Source organism: Corynebacterium atrinae, from assembly GCF_030408455.1.
GTDB classification, from domain to species: Bacteria; Actinomycetota; Actinomycetes; order Mycobacteriales; family Mycobacteriaceae; genus Corynebacterium; species Corynebacterium atrinae.
In genome coordinates this window covers 224,265-244,017 of the sequence record NZ_CP046977.1, presented here as the reverse complement: position 1 = coordinate 244,017, position 19,753 = coordinate 224,265, and the positions used below count along the sequence as shown (strand labels likewise).

General features: G+C 62.5%; 22 protein-coding genes and 1 tRNA gene. 11 read left to right on the top strand and 12 right to left on the bottom strand.

Features of this window, described 5'->3' with window-relative positions:
- Positions 1-505: 505 nt before the first annotated feature.
- The gene (locus CATRI_RS01260) at positions 506-1,333 is read left to right on the top strand and encodes an HAD family hydrolase (RefSeq protein WP_290218955.1); all 828 of its coding nucleotides are present in this window, start codon (positions 506-508) and stop codon (positions 1,331-1,333) included.
- A gap of 9 nt (positions 1,334-1,342) precedes the next feature.
- Here CATRI_RS01260 and CATRI_RS01255 read toward each other — a convergent pair whose 3' ends face one another.
- Positions 1,343-2,035 carry a hypothetical protein gene (locus CATRI_RS01255; protein ID WP_290218952.1) on the bottom strand — a complete coding sequence of 231 codons (693 nt, stop codon included), beginning with the start codon at positions 2,033-2,035 and terminating at the stop codon, positions 1,343-1,345.
- Positions 2,036-2,131: 96 nt separating this feature from the next.
- On the opposite strand from CATRI_RS01255, the gene CATRI_RS01250 reads away from it, so the two are divergent.
- Both CATRI_RS01250 and CATRI_RS01245 read left to right on the top strand, forming a co-directional pair.
- On the top strand, positions 2,132-2,635 hold the full coding sequence (locus tag CATRI_RS01250) for a phage holin family protein (protein ID WP_290218949.1): 504 nt from the start codon (positions 2,132-2,134) through the stop codon (positions 2,633-2,635).
- A gap of 78 nt (positions 2,636-2,713) precedes the next feature.
- Positions 2,714-3,652, top strand: coding sequence for an alpha/beta fold hydrolase (locus CATRI_RS01245; protein WP_290218947.1), 939 nt, complete (start codon positions 2,714-2,716; stop codon positions 3,650-3,652).
- Here CATRI_RS01245 and CATRI_RS01240 read toward each other — a convergent pair.
- From CATRI_RS01240 to nth, 4 genes are read right to left on the bottom strand one after another with little or no spacing between them, the layout of a single operon-like run.
- Complete coding sequence (locus tag CATRI_RS01240; protein ID WP_290218945.1) at positions 3,649-4,842, bottom strand: MarP family serine protease; 1,194 nt, start codon at positions 4,840-4,842, stop codon at positions 3,649-3,651. The genes CATRI_RS01245 and CATRI_RS01240 overlap by 4 nt on opposite strands.
- Positions 4,843-4,888: 46 nt before the next feature.
- Positions 4,889-5,644 (bottom strand): NUDIX hydrolase, encoded by a 756-nt coding sequence (locus CATRI_RS01235; protein ID WP_290218941.1) that lies wholly within the window; start codon positions 5,642-5,644, stop codon positions 4,889-4,891.
- Positions 5,641-6,237, bottom strand: a complete 597-nt coding sequence (locus CATRI_RS01230; protein WP_290218939.1) for a TlpA family protein disulfide reductase — start codon at positions 6,235-6,237, stop codon at positions 5,641-5,643. The genes CATRI_RS01235 and CATRI_RS01230 overlap by 4 nt, the downstream gene beginning before the upstream one ends.
- On the bottom strand, positions 6,234-6,938 hold the full coding sequence (gene nth / locus CATRI_RS01225; protein ID WP_290218937.1) for an endonuclease III: 705 nt from the start codon (positions 6,936-6,938) through the stop codon (positions 6,234-6,236). Before nth ends, CATRI_RS01230 begins: the two co-directional genes overlap by 4 nt.
- A gap of 248 nt (positions 6,939-7,186) precedes the next feature.
- On the opposite strand from nth, the gene glxR reads away from it, so the two are divergent.
- Positions 7,187-7,870, top strand: a complete 684-nt coding sequence (gene glxR, locus CATRI_RS01220) for a CRP-like cAMP-activated global transcriptional regulator GlxR (protein WP_290218935.1) — start codon at positions 7,187-7,189, stop codon at positions 7,868-7,870.
- A 59-nt stretch (positions 7,871-7,929) separates the two neighbouring features.
- On the opposite strand, the gene CATRI_RS01215 is transcribed toward glxR, so the two are convergent.
- Genes CATRI_RS01215 through CATRI_RS01200 form a run of 4 tightly spaced genes read right to left on the bottom strand, consistent with a single transcriptional unit; the run spans position 7,930 to position 9,806 of the window.
- Positions 7,930-8,748 (bottom strand): MBL fold metallo-hydrolase, encoded by an 819-nt coding sequence (locus CATRI_RS01215; RefSeq protein WP_290218932.1) that lies wholly within the window; start codon positions 8,746-8,748, stop codon positions 7,930-7,932.
- Between the two features lie 50 nt (positions 8,749-8,798).
- Complete coding sequence (locus tag CATRI_RS01210) at positions 8,799-9,260, bottom strand: RidA family protein (RefSeq protein WP_290218930.1); 462 nt, start codon at positions 9,258-9,260, stop codon at positions 8,799-8,801.
- Between the two features lie 3 nt (positions 9,261-9,263).
- The gene (sp36, locus tag CATRI_RS01205) at positions 9,264-9,419 is read right to left on the bottom strand and encodes a Sp36 family protein (RefSeq protein ID WP_290218927.1); all 156 of its coding nucleotides are present in this window, start codon (positions 9,417-9,419) and stop codon (positions 9,264-9,266) included.
- Between the two features lie 36 nt (positions 9,420-9,455).
- Positions 9,456-9,806 carry a WhiB family transcriptional regulator gene (locus tag CATRI_RS01200; RefSeq protein ID WP_083985383.1) on the bottom strand — a complete coding sequence of 117 codons (351 nt, stop codon included), beginning with the start codon at positions 9,804-9,806 and terminating at the stop codon, positions 9,456-9,458.
- A 155-nt stretch (positions 9,807-9,961) separates the two neighbouring features.
- Here CATRI_RS01200 and CATRI_RS01195 point away from each other — a divergent pair, with 155 nt between their 5' ends.
- Both CATRI_RS01195 and CATRI_RS01190 read left to right on the top strand, forming a co-directional pair.
- Positions 9,962-12,340 carry a transglycosylase domain-containing protein gene (locus tag CATRI_RS01195; protein WP_290218918.1) on the top strand — a complete coding sequence of 793 codons (2,379 nt, stop codon included), beginning with the start codon at positions 9,962-9,964 and terminating at the stop codon, positions 12,338-12,340.
- 67 nt (positions 12,341-12,407) lie between these two features.
- Entirely contained in the window at positions 12,408-13,034 is a 627-nt protein-coding gene (locus CATRI_RS01190; protein ID WP_290218914.1) for a VTT domain-containing protein, read from the top strand.
- Between the two features lie 7 nt (positions 13,035-13,041).
- Here the strand turns inward: CATRI_RS01190 and CATRI_RS01185 are convergent, their stop codons facing one another.
- Positions 13,042-13,356, bottom strand: coding sequence for an ArsR/SmtB family transcription factor (locus CATRI_RS01185; protein WP_290218912.1), 315 nt, complete (start codon positions 13,354-13,356; stop codon positions 13,042-13,044).
- A 66-nt stretch (positions 13,357-13,422) separates the two neighbouring features.
- Between CATRI_RS01185 and CATRI_RS01180 the strand changes: the two genes are divergently transcribed.
- From CATRI_RS01180 to CATRI_RS01170, 3 genes are read left to right on the top strand one after another with little or no spacing between them, the layout of a single operon-like run.
- Positions 13,423-14,520 carry a FecCD family ABC transporter permease gene (locus CATRI_RS01180; protein WP_290218908.1) on the top strand — a complete coding sequence of 366 codons (1,098 nt, stop codon included), beginning with the start codon at positions 13,423-13,425 and terminating at the stop codon, positions 14,518-14,520.
- Positions 14,521-14,549: 29 nt separating this feature from the next.
- Positions 14,550-15,533 carry an ABC transporter substrate-binding protein gene (locus tag CATRI_RS01175; protein WP_290218906.1) on the top strand — a complete coding sequence of 328 codons (984 nt, stop codon included), beginning with the start codon at positions 14,550-14,552 and terminating at the stop codon, positions 15,531-15,533.
- On the top strand, positions 15,530-16,300 hold the full coding sequence (locus CATRI_RS01170; protein ID WP_290218904.1) for an ABC transporter ATP-binding protein: 771 nt from the start codon (positions 15,530-15,532) through the stop codon (positions 16,298-16,300). Before CATRI_RS01175 ends, CATRI_RS01170 begins: the two co-directional genes overlap by 4 nt.
- Positions 16,301-16,303: 3 nt before the next feature.
- On the opposite strand, the gene CATRI_RS01165 is transcribed toward CATRI_RS01170, so the two are convergent.
- Positions 16,304-16,780: a GatB/YqeY domain-containing protein gene (locus CATRI_RS01165; RefSeq protein WP_290218902.1), complete on the bottom strand. Its 477-nt coding sequence runs from the start codon at positions 16,778-16,780 to the stop codon at positions 16,304-16,306.
- A 35-nt stretch (positions 16,781-16,815) separates the two neighbouring features.
- Between CATRI_RS01165 and CATRI_RS01160 the strand changes: the two genes are divergently transcribed.
- Positions 16,816-17,712 carry a metallophosphoesterase gene (locus tag CATRI_RS01160; protein ID WP_290218900.1) on the top strand — a complete coding sequence of 299 codons (897 nt, stop codon included), beginning with the start codon at positions 16,816-16,818 and terminating at the stop codon, positions 17,710-17,712.
- A gap of 65 nt (positions 17,713-17,777) precedes the next feature.
- Positions 17,778-17,854, top strand: a tRNA-Pro gene (locus tag CATRI_RS01155).
- A 321-nt stretch (positions 17,855-18,175) separates the two neighbouring features.
- Here the strand turns inward: CATRI_RS01155 and CATRI_RS01150 are convergent.
- A complete protein-coding gene (locus tag CATRI_RS01150) occupies positions 18,176-19,630 on the bottom strand; it encodes a hypothetical protein (protein ID WP_290218898.1) in 1,455 nt (484 codons plus the stop codon).
- Between the last annotated feature and the right edge of the window lie 123 nt (positions 19,631-19,753).

Genomic DNA, 19,753 nt, shown 5'->3' with positions numbered 1-19,753 from the left:
ATAGCTGTCAAAGTCGCGGAGACATCAACAACATCCCTGTGCACAAAGCCTGGTTAAGGGACACGTAGCTTCAGCACCCTTGTCCCATCAGAACCCAAAACCCGCACTTCCTAACAACTCCGGGGTCAATCCCTCTCCCACACCTGCCAAGTTGTTAGGAAGTGCGGGTTTCCACCGACTCAGCGGGGCTGAAGGGTTAACCCACAAAACCGCCTGGAGAATAAGGGATGGCCCGCGCCTCGGGGGGGTGTGCGCGGGCCATCAGTAACCCGGCTCGGGGGGGTGTGCCGGGGCAGGCCACACGGTATATCGGGGCCTTGCACCACGAATTATTGCATATCTTCCTAGCGCTGACAACACCGACCGGCGAGTTTCTTCGAAATATCTTTCGAGGGCATTTGAGGGCCACAACGAGGCTGTCATCCAATCACTTTCGTCACTCTAGTAAACAATCGCCACACATGGCACTTACTTTTCACAGATTGGCAGGCTAGACTCTGTGCTCATGACAGCACGGTCTTCCACACCAGAGCAGGCTTCCACGCACCGCGTGGCGGCCTTCTTTGACTTGGATAAGACCATCATCGCCACGTCCTCGGCCTTCGCCTTCGGGCGCGAGTTCATGCAAAACGGCCTCATCTCCCCGGCCGAAGCCCTTCAGATGTCATTTGCCAAGGCCACGTACATGGTCGCGGGGCAATCCAGCGACCAAATGGATGTTACACGCGACCAGATGGCCTCGATGGTGGCCGGTTGGTCGGTCCAGCAGGTCAAGGACATCGCCAGGGAGACAATGCACAACGTAGTCACCCCAGCCATCTACGCTGAGGCCCGCGAACTCATCACCTTCCACCAAAATGCCGGGCACGACGTGATTATTATCTCCGCTTCGGCCTCGCAGCTGGTGGAGCTCATCGCAGAAGAACTGGGCATCAATAAAGTGGTTGCCACCGAGCTAGAGGTCACCGACGGCCATTTCACCGGGGACATCCTCTTTTTCTGCAAGGGTGACGCTAAAGCACAGGCCATCGCCACCATGGCCGCGGACAACAAGTACGACCTCTCCATCAGCTACGCCTATTCCGATTCGGCGACTGACATTCCAATGCTGGAGGCGGTGGGCAATCCAGTCGCCGTAAACCCCGACCGGGCGATGAAGAAGCACGCATTGGAGAACGGATGGGATATCCGCACGTTCAAAGATCCCGTCCCACTCTTCCAAATGCCCTCTTCCAAGGAGATCAGCATCGGCGCGGGTGTGCTCGCCGCCGTCACTGCGGTGACCTTCGGCGGCTGGTGGTGGGCCCAGCGCGGGCGCCGCGGCACCGCCTAATACCCGCGGCTAAACAGCCCGGGCAATCGCCTCCGCCTCGACGGCTCCAGCCACCCACGCTTGTAAAACCAGCCGGGCGAAATCCGCCCCGTAGCCAGCATTCACGCTGGCCAGGTATGCGTCTCGATGCCGGTTGAGATATGTCTCGGGCACGGCCAGTCCGCGGGGATCAAAGCCGTTGGCCACCGCCGCCAGGCGGGATGCCGCCCGAGCGATGCCCCCCGAGCGGGGCCCGAAGGGGCGGTGAGCGAGGATCTCGCCGTGCACGATGACTGGGAGCAGTGCCGGCCAGGCAGAGTCCACCGACACCAAGCGCGAGAGCCCTTGCAAGCGCGCACCTGCGGCCGCATCAACGGGGTGGCCATTCCCGCCCGCCAGCACATCCATCCGGGCCAGAATTTGCAATGGGGCGCGGAGGAAAGTTCGGGCAGAGGAATCGAGGGAGTCCGGCGCTAGTAGCGAGTACACGCTGATCGCCGAGCCGAGTCCACCCGTGGGGGAATCGCTGAGCCGGACCCCGGGGTCGTCGATAAGCGCGGAGGTTCGCGCGCCGCGCAGGACGGACTCGGAACCAGTAAGGTCGGAGCGCCTTAAAGAAACCGGTCGGCGGTGAACCGTCGCGATCGCCGCCACCGCCTCGGAGGCGACATCCGCCACCTTCCATTGACTCAGGAGGGGTTCTAGGGGGTCTGGCTCAGGCATATCAACTACGATAGCCCTCGTATGTCTGCGCATTCATGGCGAATCCGTGGCACCATTGGCTAAAAACGCATGCAACCGGAAGCAGGAAGGCACACCGTGAGCAACAACGGACTTTTCACCGACGGACCCCAGGATTTCAACCCTCGGGTCGATTCTATTCCGCTGAGCGACGTCGACTCCACGCGCGCAGGGGAAGGATCTATCGGCGATTTGGTGTCCAATGCCACCGCACAGATGTCGAGTCTGTTCCGCGCTGAGTTGGAGCTGGCGAAGACGGAACTGGCTGGAGAAGCCAAGAAGGGCGCACTCGGCGGCGGCCTGTTCACCGTCGCCGGAGCCATTGCGCTCTACGCCTCATTCTTCTTTTTCTTCTTCCTCGCCGCGCTGTTGAGCATTTGGCTGGCACCGTGGGCCGCCTTCCTCATCGTGTTCTTGTTTATGATCGCGCTGGCCGCCGTACTCGCGCTTGTGGGCTGGAGGAAGATCAAGAAGATTGGCCCGCCGAAGAAGACCATCAATTCGGTGAGCGAGCTAAAGAACCTGGTCCCCGGGCAGGCAACGGATAAGCTCGAGGCCAAGACCCGCGGGATGTATAGCTAGCTCGTTCTCACTATTGTTCCGCCCATCCTCACCCGCAGAATGGGCGGTTTTTCTTTCCGGACGGAGGGGTTAGACCCGATGCTCAAGCGGATCAAACGGCCAAAGCGCCAACCGGTCTCCCCCTCGGTCGTCGAGTTGGAGGGCCCGTACACGCACGAGCTCGTGCACACCCGCGGACTGCGCCTGCATGCCGCAGTCGCCGGTGACCCCTCCCATCCGCTGATTGTCCTCCTCCATGGGTCATTCGGGGGGTGGTTCGACTTCCGCGAGGTCATCGCCCCATTAGCTGCGGCAGGTTTCCATGTCGCGGCTGTCGACGCTCGCGGGTACGGCATGTCCGATAAACCCCCGGCCACCGCGGCCGACGACTTGCGCACCGCTACTGGGGATATCGCCGGGCTCATCCAAGCCCTCGGGCACCAAGACGCGGCGGTGGTTGGCGCAGATACGGGAGGAACCGTCGCCTGGATGCTGGCGACGTCCTACCCAGAGCGCGTCAGGACCGTCATCTCAGTGTGCGCCGCCCACCCCACGGACCTGCGCCGGTCCATCGCCGCCCGGCCGTGGAACTACCCCTGGTTGATCGCTCGGAACATCGTGTTCCGAGTCCCGGCCCTGGCACTCATGCGGCCACCCTGGGTCATGGATCAGGTTTTTCAGCGCAATCTGCAGCTCAGTACCGCCGGAGAATTCCACTCCACGGCTGCCTTCGAGCAGATTCTCCAGCTGCGCCAACTCGCTTCTCGGATCGGTAACAGCCGCCCGGCCTTCGTTCGAAACAATCGCCTGCTGCTGAGCTCAGTCCCGGCGCGCTCGTTGGGCGATAGGGTCACTGCCCCTGCGCTGCTCATCGAGCCGACCCGGCGCGCGTGGCGCCACCTCAGCGCCCGCTCCCGCGCCCGAGTCGCCGGCGCAGTCGAGGTGCGGAGGATCGAGGGGACGAAATACCTGCCGCACATTGAAAACCCGCGGGCCTTCACCGAGACAGTGGTGGACTTCCTTCGCCGGAGAGCCTAGCGCGCAATGCACTCGCCGGTGCTGGCCTTGGTGGTCAGGCCCGAGATGTCACCCGTCTGGCGCTGAACCTCCGCAGCAGTAAGAACATATCCGGTGTCTGTTTGATCAACGCTGGCGCCGAAAACGAGGCCTAAGACGTCGCCGTTTTCGTCCACCATTGGGCCGCCGGAGTTGCCCTGCCGGATGGTGCCGCGAACGGTGTAGGCCTCACGTTCTACGCGACCCTGGGAGTAGATGTCCGGCCCGGCGATAGTGATGCGCTCGCGGATGCGGGCGGGGGCTGCTTCGAAGGGGCCGGAGTCGGGGAATCCCATGACCACGGCGTCATCGCCCGTCGCTGCTGGAGAGCTAGCCCAGTCGAGGACGGGAAGGCCTAAGCCGGGTGCGTAGAGAACGGCGATGTCAACCTCGGGGTTGTAGAAGACGACGTCGGCGTCTTTGACTCCGAGCACGGTGTCTAGGCGGACGGCGCCGGTGCCGGCGACGACGTGGGCGTTGGTGATGACGTGGTCGGGGGACGCCACGAACCCGGAACCCATGAGGCGACGCTTGCACGTGTCGGCGTCGCCAAGCACGTGGATGACGGCGGGCCGCACGACCTCGACCATCTTGGGGTTAGTGAGCTGGGAGTTCGGCGCCGGGACTTCGCGGGCGACGGGCTCATCGAAGGGGGCGAACAGCGGCGGCAGGCCTGAATCATCAAGCATGGCCGAGACCCGCTTGGGCAGTTCCGCCAGAGCTGGCGGGGTATAGCGGTCCACTTGAGTGAGGATGTAAGAGTTGCGGATGCCTTGGCCCATCGACCCCGGTAGCGCGGTGGCCAGGGGAATAGATACCAGCCACACCACCAGCAGCGTGGCGGCGGCGGTGAAGGCAGATCCCACGAGGGAGTCGATCGTCTGCGAGGATTTCAACCGCATTTGCTCGCGTACTCTCGAACCCAAGATGCCGCCGATCAAGCTGCCCAGGCCCACGAGCAGCACGATCGTGCCCAAGCCGAACAGGAAGCGCATGGCCACTGACTCGCTGAGTTGCATGACCAGCGGTGCGAGGGCGGCGCCAATAATCAGGCCTGCGATCACCCCGATGGTGGAGAGCACCGACGCGAATGCGCCTTGGCGCCATCCCCCGTAAAGAGCTTGGAGGATGGCAAGGACGATGAGTCCATCGATGATGAGCGCGGCTGTCACGTGGGTAGGGGTGCTTTCTGCCGGTGTGGCCTGGGAAAACTAAGTGCTATCGGGAAAATCTTACTCCGGGCGCGTGCGACTCATTGTTGCGTGACTTCTCCAGCGTGGCGTGGAGGTCGAGTGTTCTCGCGCGATCCCACTCTTGCTCCCATCCTGATTCGTGGATGAGCGCCGATAGCAGCCCGGCGGTAAAACCCCACACAAGGTAATCATTGACCGTGAACGCCGGTCCGGACCAACCTGCCCAGCCAACTGTTAGCCGGTTGGCGGGATCAATAAGCTCCGCGATTGGGGTAAGAAAGACCTCATCAGTCTCAGCTGGGCTGGCCACTCCCACCTCTCCGGGAGTGTGCCAGTGTCCCAGTACGGGGTACACCGGGTAGCCCGAGGCCTGAATGTGCACCGGGTCAAGCTCCGCCACGGGGGTCACCGAAGAGCGATCCAACCCCGTCTCCTCCCAGGCCTCCCGCAGAGCCGCATCAACCGGGTTGAGGTCGGTGGAATCCATCCGTCCGCCGGGAAATGCAATCTGTCCCGAATGCGAGCGCATCGTGGGGGATCGGTGCGTGAGCAGGACTGCGGCATCGTCGGGCCGCTGGCGGCTCAACGTGTCCGCCCCCTCAAGCAGAATGAGTACCGCCGCGCGTTGCCCATCGGGCCGCGTGTTTCCACGGCCGCGAATGTCGACGCCTTGCACGTCTGGGTGACCGTGGGCGTGCGCTACCCCCTCGACGAGCGGTTCCATCCACCGGGGGGCACGCTCGGGCTGCAGCTCGGTGTTGTATCCGGGCAGGTCACTCATGGGGCGTTCTCCGCTTCTAGCACCGCCTGGTAGATTTCCTCCGCCGAGTTGAACGTCCGGGGGAACATGGCAATCTGGGCGTTGCCCTCAAAAACAACCGTGATCGGGATAACCCCCGGCAAGCCCAGCGTGCCCGCAAAGGTATTGTCCGCATCCTGGAAGCTCGGGAGGGAGATTCCCAGCTCGTTGAGCAAAGCCGCGCCGTTTCCCGCGTTCGGATCGGCGTGGACGCCTACCACTTCGTATTCCGGGTGTGCCTGGGCAAACTCGTCAAGATACGGCAACTCATCACGGCAGGGTCCGCACCACCAGGCCCACACGTTGACCACTGTTACTGGCCTATCGACGCCCACCTCCGCCGCCTCTGCGCCCAGGCAAGGTAGCTCCACGCCGCCCGCCCCGCCCGGAGGGCAGGTCGGGCGCGACGGCACGGGGGCGGGAGTGTCGGGGGCACTACTAGCGGCTGTGGTGGTGCCTGCGGTGGTATCGGCCGGGGAGTTAACGGTGCGCAACATGGCTGAAGTACCGGCAATGATGACCACGGCCGCGAGCAGAACTCCGAGCACGATCCAGATGAGCTGCTTGGTTTTCATGAGAACTCTCCAAACGAGGGGCAGTCATTGGCGATAGAGCATCCACCGCAATCCGGACGTCGGGCGTGGCAAACTCGGCGGCCTTGAAAGATGAGGCGGTGGGAGAACAATGTCCACTCTTTCTTCTCAATCATCCCCGCCAGCGCGAATTCGATTTTAACGGGGTCCGTTTCCTCCGTCAGCTTGAGGCGTTTTACCAGGCGAGCAAAGTGGGTATCCACTGTCAACCCCGGTTGGCCGAAGGCGTTGCCGCGCACGACGTGGGCAGTTTTGCGTCCGACACCGGGAAGGGTGAGGAGGTCTTCGAGGGACTCAGGAACTCGCCCATCGAAGTTCGCCACCAGCGTCTCCCCCATCCCGATGAGGTGTTGTGCTTTCGCCCGGTGAAAGCCCGTAGGGCGAATGATCTCTTCGATGTCGGCGGGTTCCGCGGCGGCGTAGTGCGCGGCCGTCGGAAAGCGACGAAACAACTCTGGGGTTACCTGGTTGACCCGCACGTCCGTGCACTGCGCGGAGAGGATGGTCGCGACCGTGAGCTCGAGCGGATTGGTGAAATCCAACTCGGGTCCCGCATCGGGGAAGGTGACCGCCAGAGTTCGGTTGATACGACGCGCCCGCCGCGTCCGCCCGAGGGCGGTTTCGCGCCCGAGCGAGGCCGGGTGGGTGCCGGGGCGGTGCGGGTGTCGCGGCGAAGATGACATAGCGGCTAGCTTAGTCACCTAGTGGTCTGACCTCGCCCGCGGCAGTTAAATCGACGCAAACAGCCGCTTATCTCAGAGGAAAGTTGTGACAAATTCCCTTATCTTGTCACTCAAGTGACCAATTCCACGGTAGGGTGGTTTGGAACACATTGCGCCGAGAGTCACGCACGGTCTTCGACGTCACTGAAGGCTTTCAGATTCTCATTGACACTCCCGGCGCACAAACCATTAGCACCGAGGAGTACATAGTGGAAGGTGTACAGGAGATCCTGTCGCGAGCCGGAATCTTCCAGGGGGTGGATCCTGTTTCCGTGAGCAACCTGATCCAGGACATGGAAACTGTTCGTTTCCCCCGCGGAACCATCATTTTCGAAGAAGGTGAGCCGGGCGACCGGCTCTACATCATCACCACCGGCAAGGTGAAGCTCGCCCGCCATGCCTCAGACGGCCGGGAGAACCTCCTCACCGTCATGGGCCCCTCCGACATGTTCGGCGAGCTGTCCATCTTCGACCCGGGCCCGCGCACCTCCTCCGCAGTGTGTGTCACCGAAGTCCAGGCCGCGACGATGAATTCCGAGATGCTCAAGCAGTGGGTCTCCGATCACCCGGAGATCGCCCAGCAGCTTCTCCGCGTCCTCGCCCGCCGCCTGCGCCGCACCAACGCATCCTTGGCTGACCTCATCTTCACCGATGTCCCCGGCCGCGTGGCCAAGACTCTCCTGCAGCTGGCCAACCGCTTCGGCTCCCAAGAAGGCGGTGCCCTGCGCGTCAACCACGACCTCACGCAGGAAGAGATCGCCCAGCTCGTCGGCGCCTCCCGCGAGACCGTGAACAAGGCCCTGGCGACGTTCGCCCACCGCGGCTGGATCCGCCTGGAAGGCAAGTCCGTCCTCATCGTGGACACGGAGCACCTGGCGCGCCGCGCCCGCTAGCTCCCTGCCAGCAGCGAAAAGCCCGCCTCCCTGGTTGAGAGGCGGGCTTTCAAGCTGACTTACGCTTGCTGCTCCTTCAGGTAGCGCAGGGCGACCCGAGTTGACTGCTCGGCGGCGTGACGCAAGACCGGATCGACGTCGTCATACATCTCGTCGATCATGGTCTTAAGATCAACGTCCTCGCCCAAACGGGCCTGAACTTCCTTAATCTGATCGATACGATGCTGACGGCGGTCGATGTATTTGCGCGCATAGGCGGAGAGGTCCTTGCCTTCCGGGCCGTGACCCGGGAGAAGCATGATGTCCTTGCCACGCTCTTCGAGCATGTGCAGTGTCTGCAGGTACTGGCCGAGATCGCCGTCCGTCTCCGAAATCATTGTGGTGTGGCGACCGGCGATGGTGTCGCCGGTGATAATCCCCTCGAGGGTGGATTCGTGGGGGACGCCGGACCAGATAAAGAAGGTTGCTGAGTCACTGGTGTGCCCCGGGGAGTACACCACCTCGATCTGCGGGGTGACGCCTTCGACGGTGACCACCTCGCCGTCGGCAAGCGGGGTTTGCCCCGAGCTGCAATATGACGGATCGAAGGCGCGTACCGGTGCGCCCGTAAGCTGACGGAAGCGCTGCGCGCCGTCCGCGTGATCATGGTGCCGGTGGGTGAGGAGGATTAATGCGACCTCCGAAGCCTTGGCACCCAGGACGTTGAGGTGCCCCTCGTCCTCCGGGCCGGGATCGATGACGATGCTGCGGGGATCGCCGGCAGCTCGAATAACCCAGGAATTGGTGCCCTCTAGGGCAGCGTAACCCGGATTGGGACACAGGACGACAGACACGGAATCAGTGACTGGTCGAAGCTGGCTATAAGCGGGATGCTCCATGGCCTAAAGCTTAGCGCTCATTGCCGGTGTGTCCGAACCCATCAAGGAAATTAGACCGCTACCTCAACGATGAGTTCGACCTCGACCGGGGAGCCCAGCGGGAGCTCAGCGACACCCACCGCAGAACGGGCGTGGGCGCCAGCCTCACCAAAGACCTCTCCGATGAGGTTGGAAGCGCCGTTGACCACGCTCGGCTGGCCGGTGAAGCCTTCTGCGGAGGCGACGAAACCAACAATCTTAAGAACGCGGGTCACCTTATCGATGCCCACGAGGGCATCCACTGCCGCCAGAGCATTGAGCACACAGGTGCGGGCATACTGCTCTGCTTCCTCTGCAGTGACCTCCGCGCCGACCTTGCCGACAGCCGGCAGCTGGCCATCGATGAAAGGCAGCTGCCCCGACGTCCACACCTGGTTACCCACCTGGACTGCGGGAACATAGGCAGCTACGGGGGCGGCCACCGTGGGGAGGGTGATGCCGAGTTCTACCAAGCGATCAGACGTTGAAGCCATGAGTTAGTTCTTCTCCCGCTTCATGTACGCAACGACATTCTCCGGATTCGGACCCGGGACAACGGAGACGAGCTCCCAGCCATCTTCACCCCAGGTATCCAGGATCTGCTTGGTGGCGTGCGTAAGGAGCGGAACGGTGGCATATTCCCAATTAGTCATGGGACCACAGTACCTGCCCAGACTGGCCCGGTTAGCTCACAGGCCGTCGATTTCCCCGCCCGCGGCGAGGAACTCCGCCCAGCTGTCAATGTGCGGATTCTTGCGAAGCAAAGCGCGGCGCTGGCGCTCCGTCAGGCCGCCCCACACCCCGAATTCCACCTTGTTGTCCAAGGCATCGGCCCGGCATTCGATGACGACGGGGCAGTGGCGACAAATGACGGCAGCTTTGCGCTGCTCCGCCCCGCGGACGAAGAGGGCATCGGGATCACCCGAACGGCACTTGGCCTGCGTAATCCATTCTCCCCGCTCGAAACACAGGGATTCTTGATCCGCCGAAGCCTGGAGGAGGTCTCCGGAGGGTGAACCGCCGGTGATCGTTCCTACCATTGTGCGCTCCTTTCGAAGGGCCAGTTTTGCTCGAGACCCGATCAATGCTGTGCAAGTAAGTGTATTCACACGCTTTGCAGGAAGTCGAATATGTCACACTTCTAGGGGGAATCATTAGTTCCCCCCTCCCCCATTGTCTGCGTAGGGTAAAGGACGTGTCTGTTTCAAAATCCCTGGCAAAGATGCTTGCCGCCACCGCCGCTGCCGGCGTGGCCGCCGCTCTCGCGCTCGCCCCCGTCGCGGGCATTTCGGGCATCGCCATCGCCCGAACGAACGAGACCATGCAATCCAATCTGGCCGACCTCACCGATGGGGTGACACCCGGCGTCACCACTATCACCGACGCCACCGGCACCCCCATGGCGTGGCTGTACCAACAGCGCCGCTACCCGGTTCAACCAGACCAGATTTCGCAGCACATGAAGGACGCCATTGTTTCCGTGGAAGACCACCGCTTCTACGAGCACGACGGAGTGGATATTCAGGGCACCGCCCGAGCTCTGGTGACCAACGTGCTGGCCGGAGGAGTCGAACAGGGCGCCTCTACCCTGAACCAGCAGTACGTGAAGAACTACCTGCTGCTCGTCCACGCCGAGGACGCTGATGCCCAGGCCGCGGCTGTCGAGCAGTCGATCCCCCGCAAGCTCCGAGAAATGCGGATGGCCTCGGACTTGGATCGTCGCCTGAGCAAGGATGAGATCCTCACCAGTTACCTCAACTTGGTGCCCTTTGGTAACCACGCCTATGGCATTGAGGCGGCCGCACAGACCTACTTTGGCATCTCCGCGGCGGAGCTCAATATCCCTCAGTCAGCGTTGCTGGCTGGGATGGTGCAGTCCTCGGAGGGGCTAAATCCCTACACGAATCCCGAGGGTGCGACAGCTCGCCGAAATACTGTGTTGCAGACTTTGGTCTCCAACGGCCACCTCTCCCAAGAGGAGGCGGATGCCTACGCCGCCGAGCCCCTGGGAGTGCTCGAATCCCCCGCCACGCTGCCCAACGGGTGCATTGCGGCGGGCGATCGCGGGTTCTTCTGCGATTACGCGCTGACGTACCTCGATTCCAAGGGGCTCAGCCGTGATCAGCTGCTCGCCGGTGGCTACACCATCACGACCACGCTCGATCCGGGAGTCCAGGACGCCACGCACTCCGCGGTGTCTAACAACGTCAACCCCTTGAGCACGGGCGTGGCCGAGGTGATGAATGTCGTCGAGCCCGGCGAGAACTCTCGCAACATTCTCGCCATGGCGTCCTCGCGCAACTACGGTCTCAACCTCGACGCCGGGGAGACTGTGCTGCCGCAGCCGACCTCGCTCGTGGGTAATGGCGCCGGCTCGGTATTCAAGATCTTCACCGCCGCGGCCGCGATTGACCAGGGCATGGGGATCAACACTGTGCTGGACGTACCGACCCGCTACGAGGCCCGTGGCCTCGGCAGCGGCGGTGCCGCGAACTGCCCTGCCAACACTTACTGTGTGGAAAACTCGGGGGTGTACAAGCCGCGCATGAGCTTGCAGGATGCGTTGGCCTATTCCCCGAACACCACCTTCATCAAACTCATCGAGCAGGTCGGGGTGCCCGCGGTGGTGGACATGTCCGTGAAGATGGGCCTGCGCAGCTACGATGTCGCCGGCAGCTATGACGGCAACCAATCGATCGCGCAGTTTTTCAAGGAATCCAACCTCGGTTCCTACACCCTCGGCCCGACGGCCGTGAACCCCCTGGAGCTATCCAACGTGGGTGCCACGATTGCGTCCTCCGGTCGCTGGTGTGAGCCCAACCCGATCGCCAAGGTCACTGACAAGGACGGCCAGGAGATCTACCTCGATCGCCCAGATTGCGAGGACGCCGTAGACCCGGGGGTCGCCGATGCTCTCGCCGCCGCCATGTCCGCAGACTCAAAGATCGGCACCGGCTCCCAGGCCGCCAATGCCAACGGGTGGGGTGCGACGATCGCTGCGAAGACCGGCACGACTGAATCGCACCAGTCCTCGGCGTTCCTCGGCTTCAACACCGGCTTTTCCGCCGCCCCGTACATCTACAACGATGGCACCACGATCTCCCCACTGTGCACCGGGCCCGTCCGTCAGTGCAGTTACGGCAACCTTTTTGGCGGCAACGAGGCCGCCAACACCTGGTTCCAAACTGCTAACCGGGTTCCCGCGGCACTGAATTCTGGGCTGCCCGCCTACGATGCAAAATTCGACAGCGGCACCACATACGCCACGCTTGCCGACGCCGTCGGACTCGACGAGCAAAGCGCCCGCAGCATGCTGCAACAGCGCGGCTACCAGGTCTCCACTCGCACCGTCGCTGGCAACGGTACCCCGCGTGGGCGGGTCGTCCAGGCCATCCCGGAGTCCGGGATGCTTCGCGACGGCGGCACCGTCATCCTCGAAGTCTCCGATGGCGCCGCACCGCCACGCCCCACCAACGACGACGATCCCGCCGCCGTGTTAGAGGGCATCCCGGGCATTACCGAAGGAGACATCGAGCAGCTCCGCGATCAGCTTCGCAACGCCTTCGGGATCTAGGCCAGTTGGCTCGGAGTTTCCTGTCAGCGTTTCCTCGGGGCCGCATCCGGGAGTAGATTTTTCAAGCATGCACGCACTCCTCGACCCGATTACGCTCCTCGGGTCCTCCGGCCCATTCGGGCAGTACATCCTCCCAGCCATGCTCGTGATCGTCTTCATCGAGTCAGGGCTGCTGTTTCCCTTCCTGCCCGGAGACTCGCTCCTATTCACCGGCGGCCTCCTCGCTATGCAGCCGGACCATTTCGCACCTCTGTGGGTGCTGCTCCTGCTCGTCCCAATTGCCGCGATCACCGGCGACCAGGCTGGCTACTTCCTCGGCCACCGCTTCGCACCGGCCATTGAGCGGCGGCCTGACGGGCGCATTTTCAAGCGAGAGTATTTGGACCGCACCCATGAGTTCTTTGCCAAACACGGCCCCGTAACCGTTATCTTGTGTCGATTCGTCCCCATCGTCCGGACTTATGCCCCGCTGGTAGCCGGAATGGCTCGCATGCGTTATCGCACATTCATTAGTTACAACATCATCGGTGGCATCCTTTGGGGCGCCGGAGTCGTCGCTTTAGGCGCGTTGCTGGGCAACGTCGTCTTTGTGCGCGATCACCTCGAAGCCATCTTCCTCGGGATCATCGCGTTTTCTTTGCTACCCGCGGCCATCGCCGCGTTCAAGTCGCGGATGGGGCGCGCCGCCGCTTAAACCGCGCTCACTGATCGTGCGCGTGCACTCCGCCCAGGTGGTGGAGGAGATCATGAATGCGCGGGTTGGTGAGCACGTAATACACCACCCGCCCCTCCTTCCGGGGTTCGATCACGCCCGCATCTGCCATGTGAACCAGGGCGGCCGAAGCAGTGGGGGTGCGGACGCCAGTGTCCTCAGCGAGATCGCTCACGCTGGCCGCCCCTGGTCCGTGATAGTGCATGGATAGCAGCAGCTTGAGACGGGTAGGGTCGGCGAGAACTTTGAAAATGGGGGCCCACTCGCCAGCTAGGTTGACGGTCGAGTCTTGTCGCTGGCCCATTCTTCCACTCCTTTTCTTGTCCTAACCTGGTCATTCAATTAACCGTTTGAGTGATAGGCTAGGGGCGTGAGTTCAACGGCCACGTCGGCTATCACCCCCGACCATCTTCGGGACGCATTGGGCTTTTCAGCCCGGCGCGGCCGAACGTTCCTATGGTGCGCGGCTTTAGTCGTCATTTTAGCTGCCACCCTGCTCGGAGGAATTGTGGCCGGACCGGTGGACATCACCGTCGCAGACACCCTGCGCATCGTGTCCCACCATGTTTTCGGTACCCAGCTCATCGCCGACGGCGGTTCCACTCAAGAGGCAATTGTTTGGCAGATCCGGGTTCCTCGCGCAGTCCTGGGAGCATCAGTTGGTGCCGGACTAGCCCTCGCCGGTGTTGTTCTCCAGGCACTTGTGCGCAATGTTCTCGCCGATCCCTACGTGCTGGGCATCAACTCTGGAGCCAGCGTTGGCACCGCCGCCGCCATCCTTTTCGGCGTGGGCACGGGACTAGGCGAGTACGCACTGCAAGGCAGTGCCTTCATCGGTGCGATGGGAGCCTCGTTACTGGTGTTCTTCATCGCCAGAAGCGCGGGCCGGTTGACTTCTATCCGGCTGCTCATGGCCGGCGTCGCCGTCGGCTACGCATTGTCCGCCGCCACCAGCTTCCTCATTTTCGCCGCTGATTCGGCAGAAGGCGCACGGTCGGTCATGTTCTGGTTGCTTGGTTCCTTGGGGTTGGCCAACTGGAACGGCCCTTTGGCGGTCATCGTCATCGTCGTCACCGCCGTGGCCGCGATTCTCATGATCGGAGCTCGGCATCTGGATGCCCTCGCGGCCGGGGACGAAACCGCTTTAACGCTGGGTATCAACCCCGATCGCTTGAGATTCGCCCTTCTCGTCCTTTCGTGCCTGCTCGTCGGCGCCATCGTCGCCATGGCCGGATCCATCGGTTTCGTCGGACTAGTCGTCCCCCACCTCGCTCGACGCTTGGTTGGCGGCTCCCACCGGGCGGTCCTTCCTGTAGCTGCTCTCCTCGGCGCCATCCTCCTCGTCTGTGCTGACATTCTGGCTCGCATTCTTCTCGCCCCCCAAGAGATTCCCATCGGCATCATCACCGCCATGGTGGGTGCCCCGTTTCTGCTCATCCTCGTTCGCCGCATGCACGCCACCACGTGACGTACAAGCGGCCCTGCCAAAGGAGTTCCATGAAGACCCCCTCGCGCGCGCTGCTCGCCTCCTCGCTGTGCGCACTACTTACCCTCAGCGCGTGCAGCAGCACCGCAGAGGAGTCCGACACGACTGCCGCAGACGCTATCTCCGTAGAGAATTGCGGCGCTACAGTCACCTTCGATTCTGTTCCAGAGCGCGTCACCCTGATCAACAACCCCTCGGTGCCCACCCTGGCGGAACTGGGAGTACTCGACCGAGTGACCGCCAAGGCTGGTCTTTACCCTGAGGAGTATTACGCCCCCGAAGTGGTGGCTCAGCTGGACCAGATCGATACCCTCACCGATCAGGTTGATGCCACCGGCCACCTGCAGATTTCCCGCGAAACTGTCGTGGCTACCTCACCAGACCTGGTGATCGGCAGGTCAGACACCGTGAACCGACAAACGCTGGAGGGCAGCAACATCCGATTGTTGGACGAGCCGGCCTTCTGCGGCTCACTGGAAGGAGAGTTAACTTACGACGACGCCTACGACCAGGTTCGACTTTACGGAAAGGTTTTCGGCAAGTCGGAAGAAGCGGAGGACTACATCAAAGAACTTGCACAACGAGTAGAAAAGATCACCGCCGGCATTCCAGCCGGAGAGGAACGAACGGTGGCGGTGCTCTATCCTGCCGTCGGCTCCGCAATCACCTACGCCTACGGCATGAGCTCCATGTCCCACCCTCTAGTCACTGCCGCAGGACTGAAGAATGTCTTCGCCGACGAATCGGAGCGCGTCTTCGAGGTCACCACGGAAGAACTAATCAACCGCAACCCCGACATCATCATCACCCTCTATAGCACCGGTGAACCCGGGCCCGTCGTCGATGCTGTGGCACAGCTTCCCGGCGCAAACTCTCTGACTGCGGTACAAAACCAAATGATCTACCCGATGCTGTTGGGCTTCGCTGAGCCACCCAGCCCACTGGCGGTCGACGGGTTGGAAAAAGTCGCCGCATTCTTAGAGCAAACCCGATGATCCGCGGCCGCAACCTCACCTACGCTTACGACGACCACCTGGTCGTCGATAAGGTCAGCGTCACCGTCCCGGAGGGCGGGACGCTCGGACTAGTTGGTCCCAACGGCAGCGGCAAGACGACACTGCTGCGGACCCTCTACGGTTCCCTCCAGCCCACTGCGGGTGATGTGATGGTTGACGGCCAACCAATTTCCGACATCCCGCGGAGGGCCCGCGCGAAGACGATGGCGGTGGTGGTGCAGGAGCACGCCTCCGATCTCCCGATGGTGGTCGCGGACCTGGTCATGCTTGGTCGGCTACCTCACCAGGGCCTCATGTCGCGCGCTTCCGCCCGCGACGAGCGGATCGTCGCCGACGCCCTCCGCGAGGTCGGCGTCCTGCATTTGGCCGAGCGGAACTTCGCTGAACTCTCCGGTGGGGAGCGCCAACGAGTCCTCATTGCCCGCGCACTGGCGCAGGAAGCCTCCCACGTTTTGCTTGACGAGCCCACCAACCACCTCGACATCAGGTACCAGCACGACGTGTTGGACTTGCTATCGAACCTGCCGACGAGCTGCGCGGTGGTGCTCCACGATCTCAACCTCGCGGCGCGCTACTGCGATCAGGTGGCAATCCTCGATCACGGGCGCGTCGTCGCCCAGGGCACTCCCCACGACGTCTTCATCCCGGAGATCCTGGAACCGGTCTACGGTATCCGCGTTCGCCGACTCGACGAAGACGGCGAACTCACTCTGGTATTCCGCAAGCACCCCGCTTTAATTACCTAAAACTCAGCTGCCAAGGCGGGCGCGCACAGCGGCGGACAGCCTTTTGCCGTCAGCCTGACCGGCGGCAGATGCCGTAGCAACCTTCATGACCTGACCCATCTGTTTCATGGAAACCTCATCCGAGGAAATGCCCTGCTCTACGGCAACCTGATTCACCGCGTCGTCGACAAGCTTTGTCACGGCTTCATCATCCAGCTGCGCCGGTTGGTAGCCTTCCAACACCGCGACCTCGGCCAGCTCGATCTCAGCCAGCTCTTCACGGCCATTGGTGGTGTAAATCTCGGCGGACTCCCGACGCTTCTTGATCTCGCGGGCGACGACCTTGAGGATCTCCTCATCCGTCAACTCATGTTTAATTCCCGCCGTCTCCTCCGCCTGGAGGGCCGCCAACAGCATGCGGATCGCACTCGTACGGGCCTTATCCTTGGCTTTCATCGATGTTTTCAGGTCTGCGCGGATCTGATCTTTTAGCTCACTCATGTTGACCACGGTACCCGCCGGGTAGGCTATGACGGGTGAATCGACTTCTCAGTATCGCCATTGCTGGACTCGCCGCAGGGCTAGGCGTCGCCGCCTGGGGCAACTCCGAATTGAAGAAGTTCGAACTCAAGCAGATCACCGTGCCGCTGCTCGAGCCGGGCACCCTGCGCGGGGCCGACGAGTTCCGCATCCTGCACCTATCCGACCTGCACATGATCCCCGGCCAGGACGAAAAGATCGCCTGGGTCTCCGCACTCGACAGCCTGCAACCCGATTTGGTGGTCAACACCGGAGACAACCTTTCCGACGAGCACGCCGTCCCCGACGTGCTGCGCGCACTCGGCCCCCTGCTCGACCGGCCCGGCATGTTCGTGTTCGGTACCAACGACTACTGGGCGCCAAGCCTGCCAAACCCCTTCAGCTACCTTTTCGGTTCTCGCCGCGAACCCACCTACATCGACCTGCCCTGGCGCGACATGCGCGCCGCCTTCATCGAACGTGGATGGCGCGACGCGACCCACGAGCGACTGGAGTTCCAGGTTGGGCCCGTTCGCCTTGCCGCCGCAGGAGTCGACGACCCGCACCACGACCTGGACGATTACTCGCTCATCGCAGGCGCACCCAACGCGGATGCCGATCTATCCCTAGCATTACTACACGCACCCGAGCCACGCGTTCTCTCGTCTTTTGAAGAAGACGGCTACCAGCTCTCCCTCTCTGGTCACACCCACGGCGGCCAGCTCTGCCTACCGGGCAGCCGCGCCATCGTGACCAACTGCGGCATCGACCGCGAAAGAGCCCAAGGCCTTCACCGCTTCGGCAACCTCCTCATGCACGTCACCAACGGCCTGGGGACTTCGAAATTCGTGCCCTTCCGCCTATTCTGCCGACCCTCCGCTACCTTGTTGCGGATCACCGAACGGCCAGCCTGACGCGCGTTTTGCTAGTTCCCTGCGGGGTCGGCTAAGGTATCTCAGGTACCCAACGGGTACGACACCGGGATATGGCGCAGCTTGGTAGCGCGCCTCGTTCGGGACGAGGAGGTCGCAGGTTCAAATCCTGTTATCCCGACCAACTACAGAGCACCCCCTTCCACTGTTAGGTCAGTTGGAAGGGGGTGCTCTGATCTGTCACTGCCCTTGCGCGCAGCTGCGCACACTACGGCTTGCTGACCTGCGTGGATAGAGCTCAAATCTGGGCCTCCCTGCCAGAAGCCCCCAGGCGGGATCGCGTGGGCCAAAAGTGCAATTCGAGTTCACCAATTTCAGTTCACTCATTAATCGAGTAGCGAGATCTACTCACTCGATTAATGAGTGAAGTCATATCGCACTTTTGAACCACGTGCGCGCAGCTGCGCACAGTACGAGGCGGTGACCAGCAAGAATAGCGGACGACTTACTCGCTAGCCTCAACCTCGTCGACGCGAACAACCCCAGTACGCATCCCGAGCACTCCCAGCACGGCGGTGCCGACGAGGACTCCAAGCGAGAGCCACAGTGCTTGCTGGGATCCGCCGTTGCCCAGTGCGGTGAGTCCGGAGGTGGCCCAGTTGATGGGGGTGAGGTTGGCCAGGATCTGCCACACCGGCGCAACCTCGGCAGAGGAAGCGGTCTTCCATACCCAGCCAACGAGTCCGATCTGCGCAAGACCGAGGACGGCCGCTGTGATGGAACCGGTGAACGGGCCGAGCAGGCGGATCATGAGGTGGGTCAGTCCGGCAGAGGTGAGCACGCCAAGAGCCAGGACGACGGCGGCTAAAGCTCCGGCGATGAAGGTGAGGCCGGTCGACAAGATCGCCAGGAGGATCACGCCGAGCGCAGTGAAGACGGCGGTGGCGGCTCCGAGGAAGGCCCAGCGATGGCGCGTGAGGCCTGCGACGGCGCCGGCGGCGGCCCCACCGAGGAGGACGAGGGAGGCGATGAGCATGGCGTAGGTGGGGGTCAACGTGCGGGTGGATTCCGAAGCGGCATCCCCGGTAGTAGGTGCAGCCTGCACCACGGGCAGAGTTCGTTGAATGGCGCCGATGCGGTCTTGGGTTTGGCCGGCCATGTTGTCGATTTTGACCGCGCCTTCGGCGAGAGCGTCGACGCCTTCTAGTGCTTCGTCGATGCCACCTTGTGCCTGCGATAGGCCGGCGGCGAGTTCTTGGGAGCCCTTGGTGGCGGAGTAAATGCCGTCGTGGAAGGCATAGCCGGGGACGCCGAGTTGGTTGGCGATCTCGCGGGAACCGGACTTGAGTTGGCTGAGCTGCGCCGAGGTGGCCTCGTCCAGTTCGAACACCTCCGCCTGGGAGCGCAGGGAAAGGAGTTGGTCGCGGGCGGCAATGACCTCGGGGTCGCGGCTGCCTTCCATCTTCGACAGCATCTGATCAATGCCAGTGAGGAGTTGTCCGCGGAAGGCGCCGAAGCCCACGACCTGGTCGACGGCCATGCCTACTCCATCGGCAACTTGGATGGCACCCGGACCGAGCTGCCCCATTCCGGCCTGGAGTTCGACCATGCCTTGGGAGAGCTGCTGGGATCCGGTGACGGCGGCTCCGAATTTGTCCTCCACGCCGGCGGTGCCCTCGCGCATCTTGCCTGTGCCTTCGACGAGTTCGCCGGTGCCGGCAACGAGGAAGCCTGCTTGGCTGCCGGCTTCGCCGGCGGCACGGCGGGCGTCGACAAGCTGTGAGGGGTCGATGCCGGTGGGTGAACTGGCGACGGGTGCCCCGGCAGGTTCGGTGTCACTGTTCCATGATTTGGCAGGATCAAGCCCGGTGAGAGCGGCGACAGCGGTGCCGATAATGAGGGGCAGCGCCACCAAGAGGGCAACGAGCCAGGAGCGGACGCGGGAGGTGGGCAAGCTCATGCCTTCGAAAGTAGCTGGGTGCTCCGAAATAACCGTACAGGCGCACCGTCATAGCCCCCTGGTAAAGTCGTGTGGGTCAATCTGTGAATTCGGACAATCCCACCGACTAAAAATTGAGCGTGA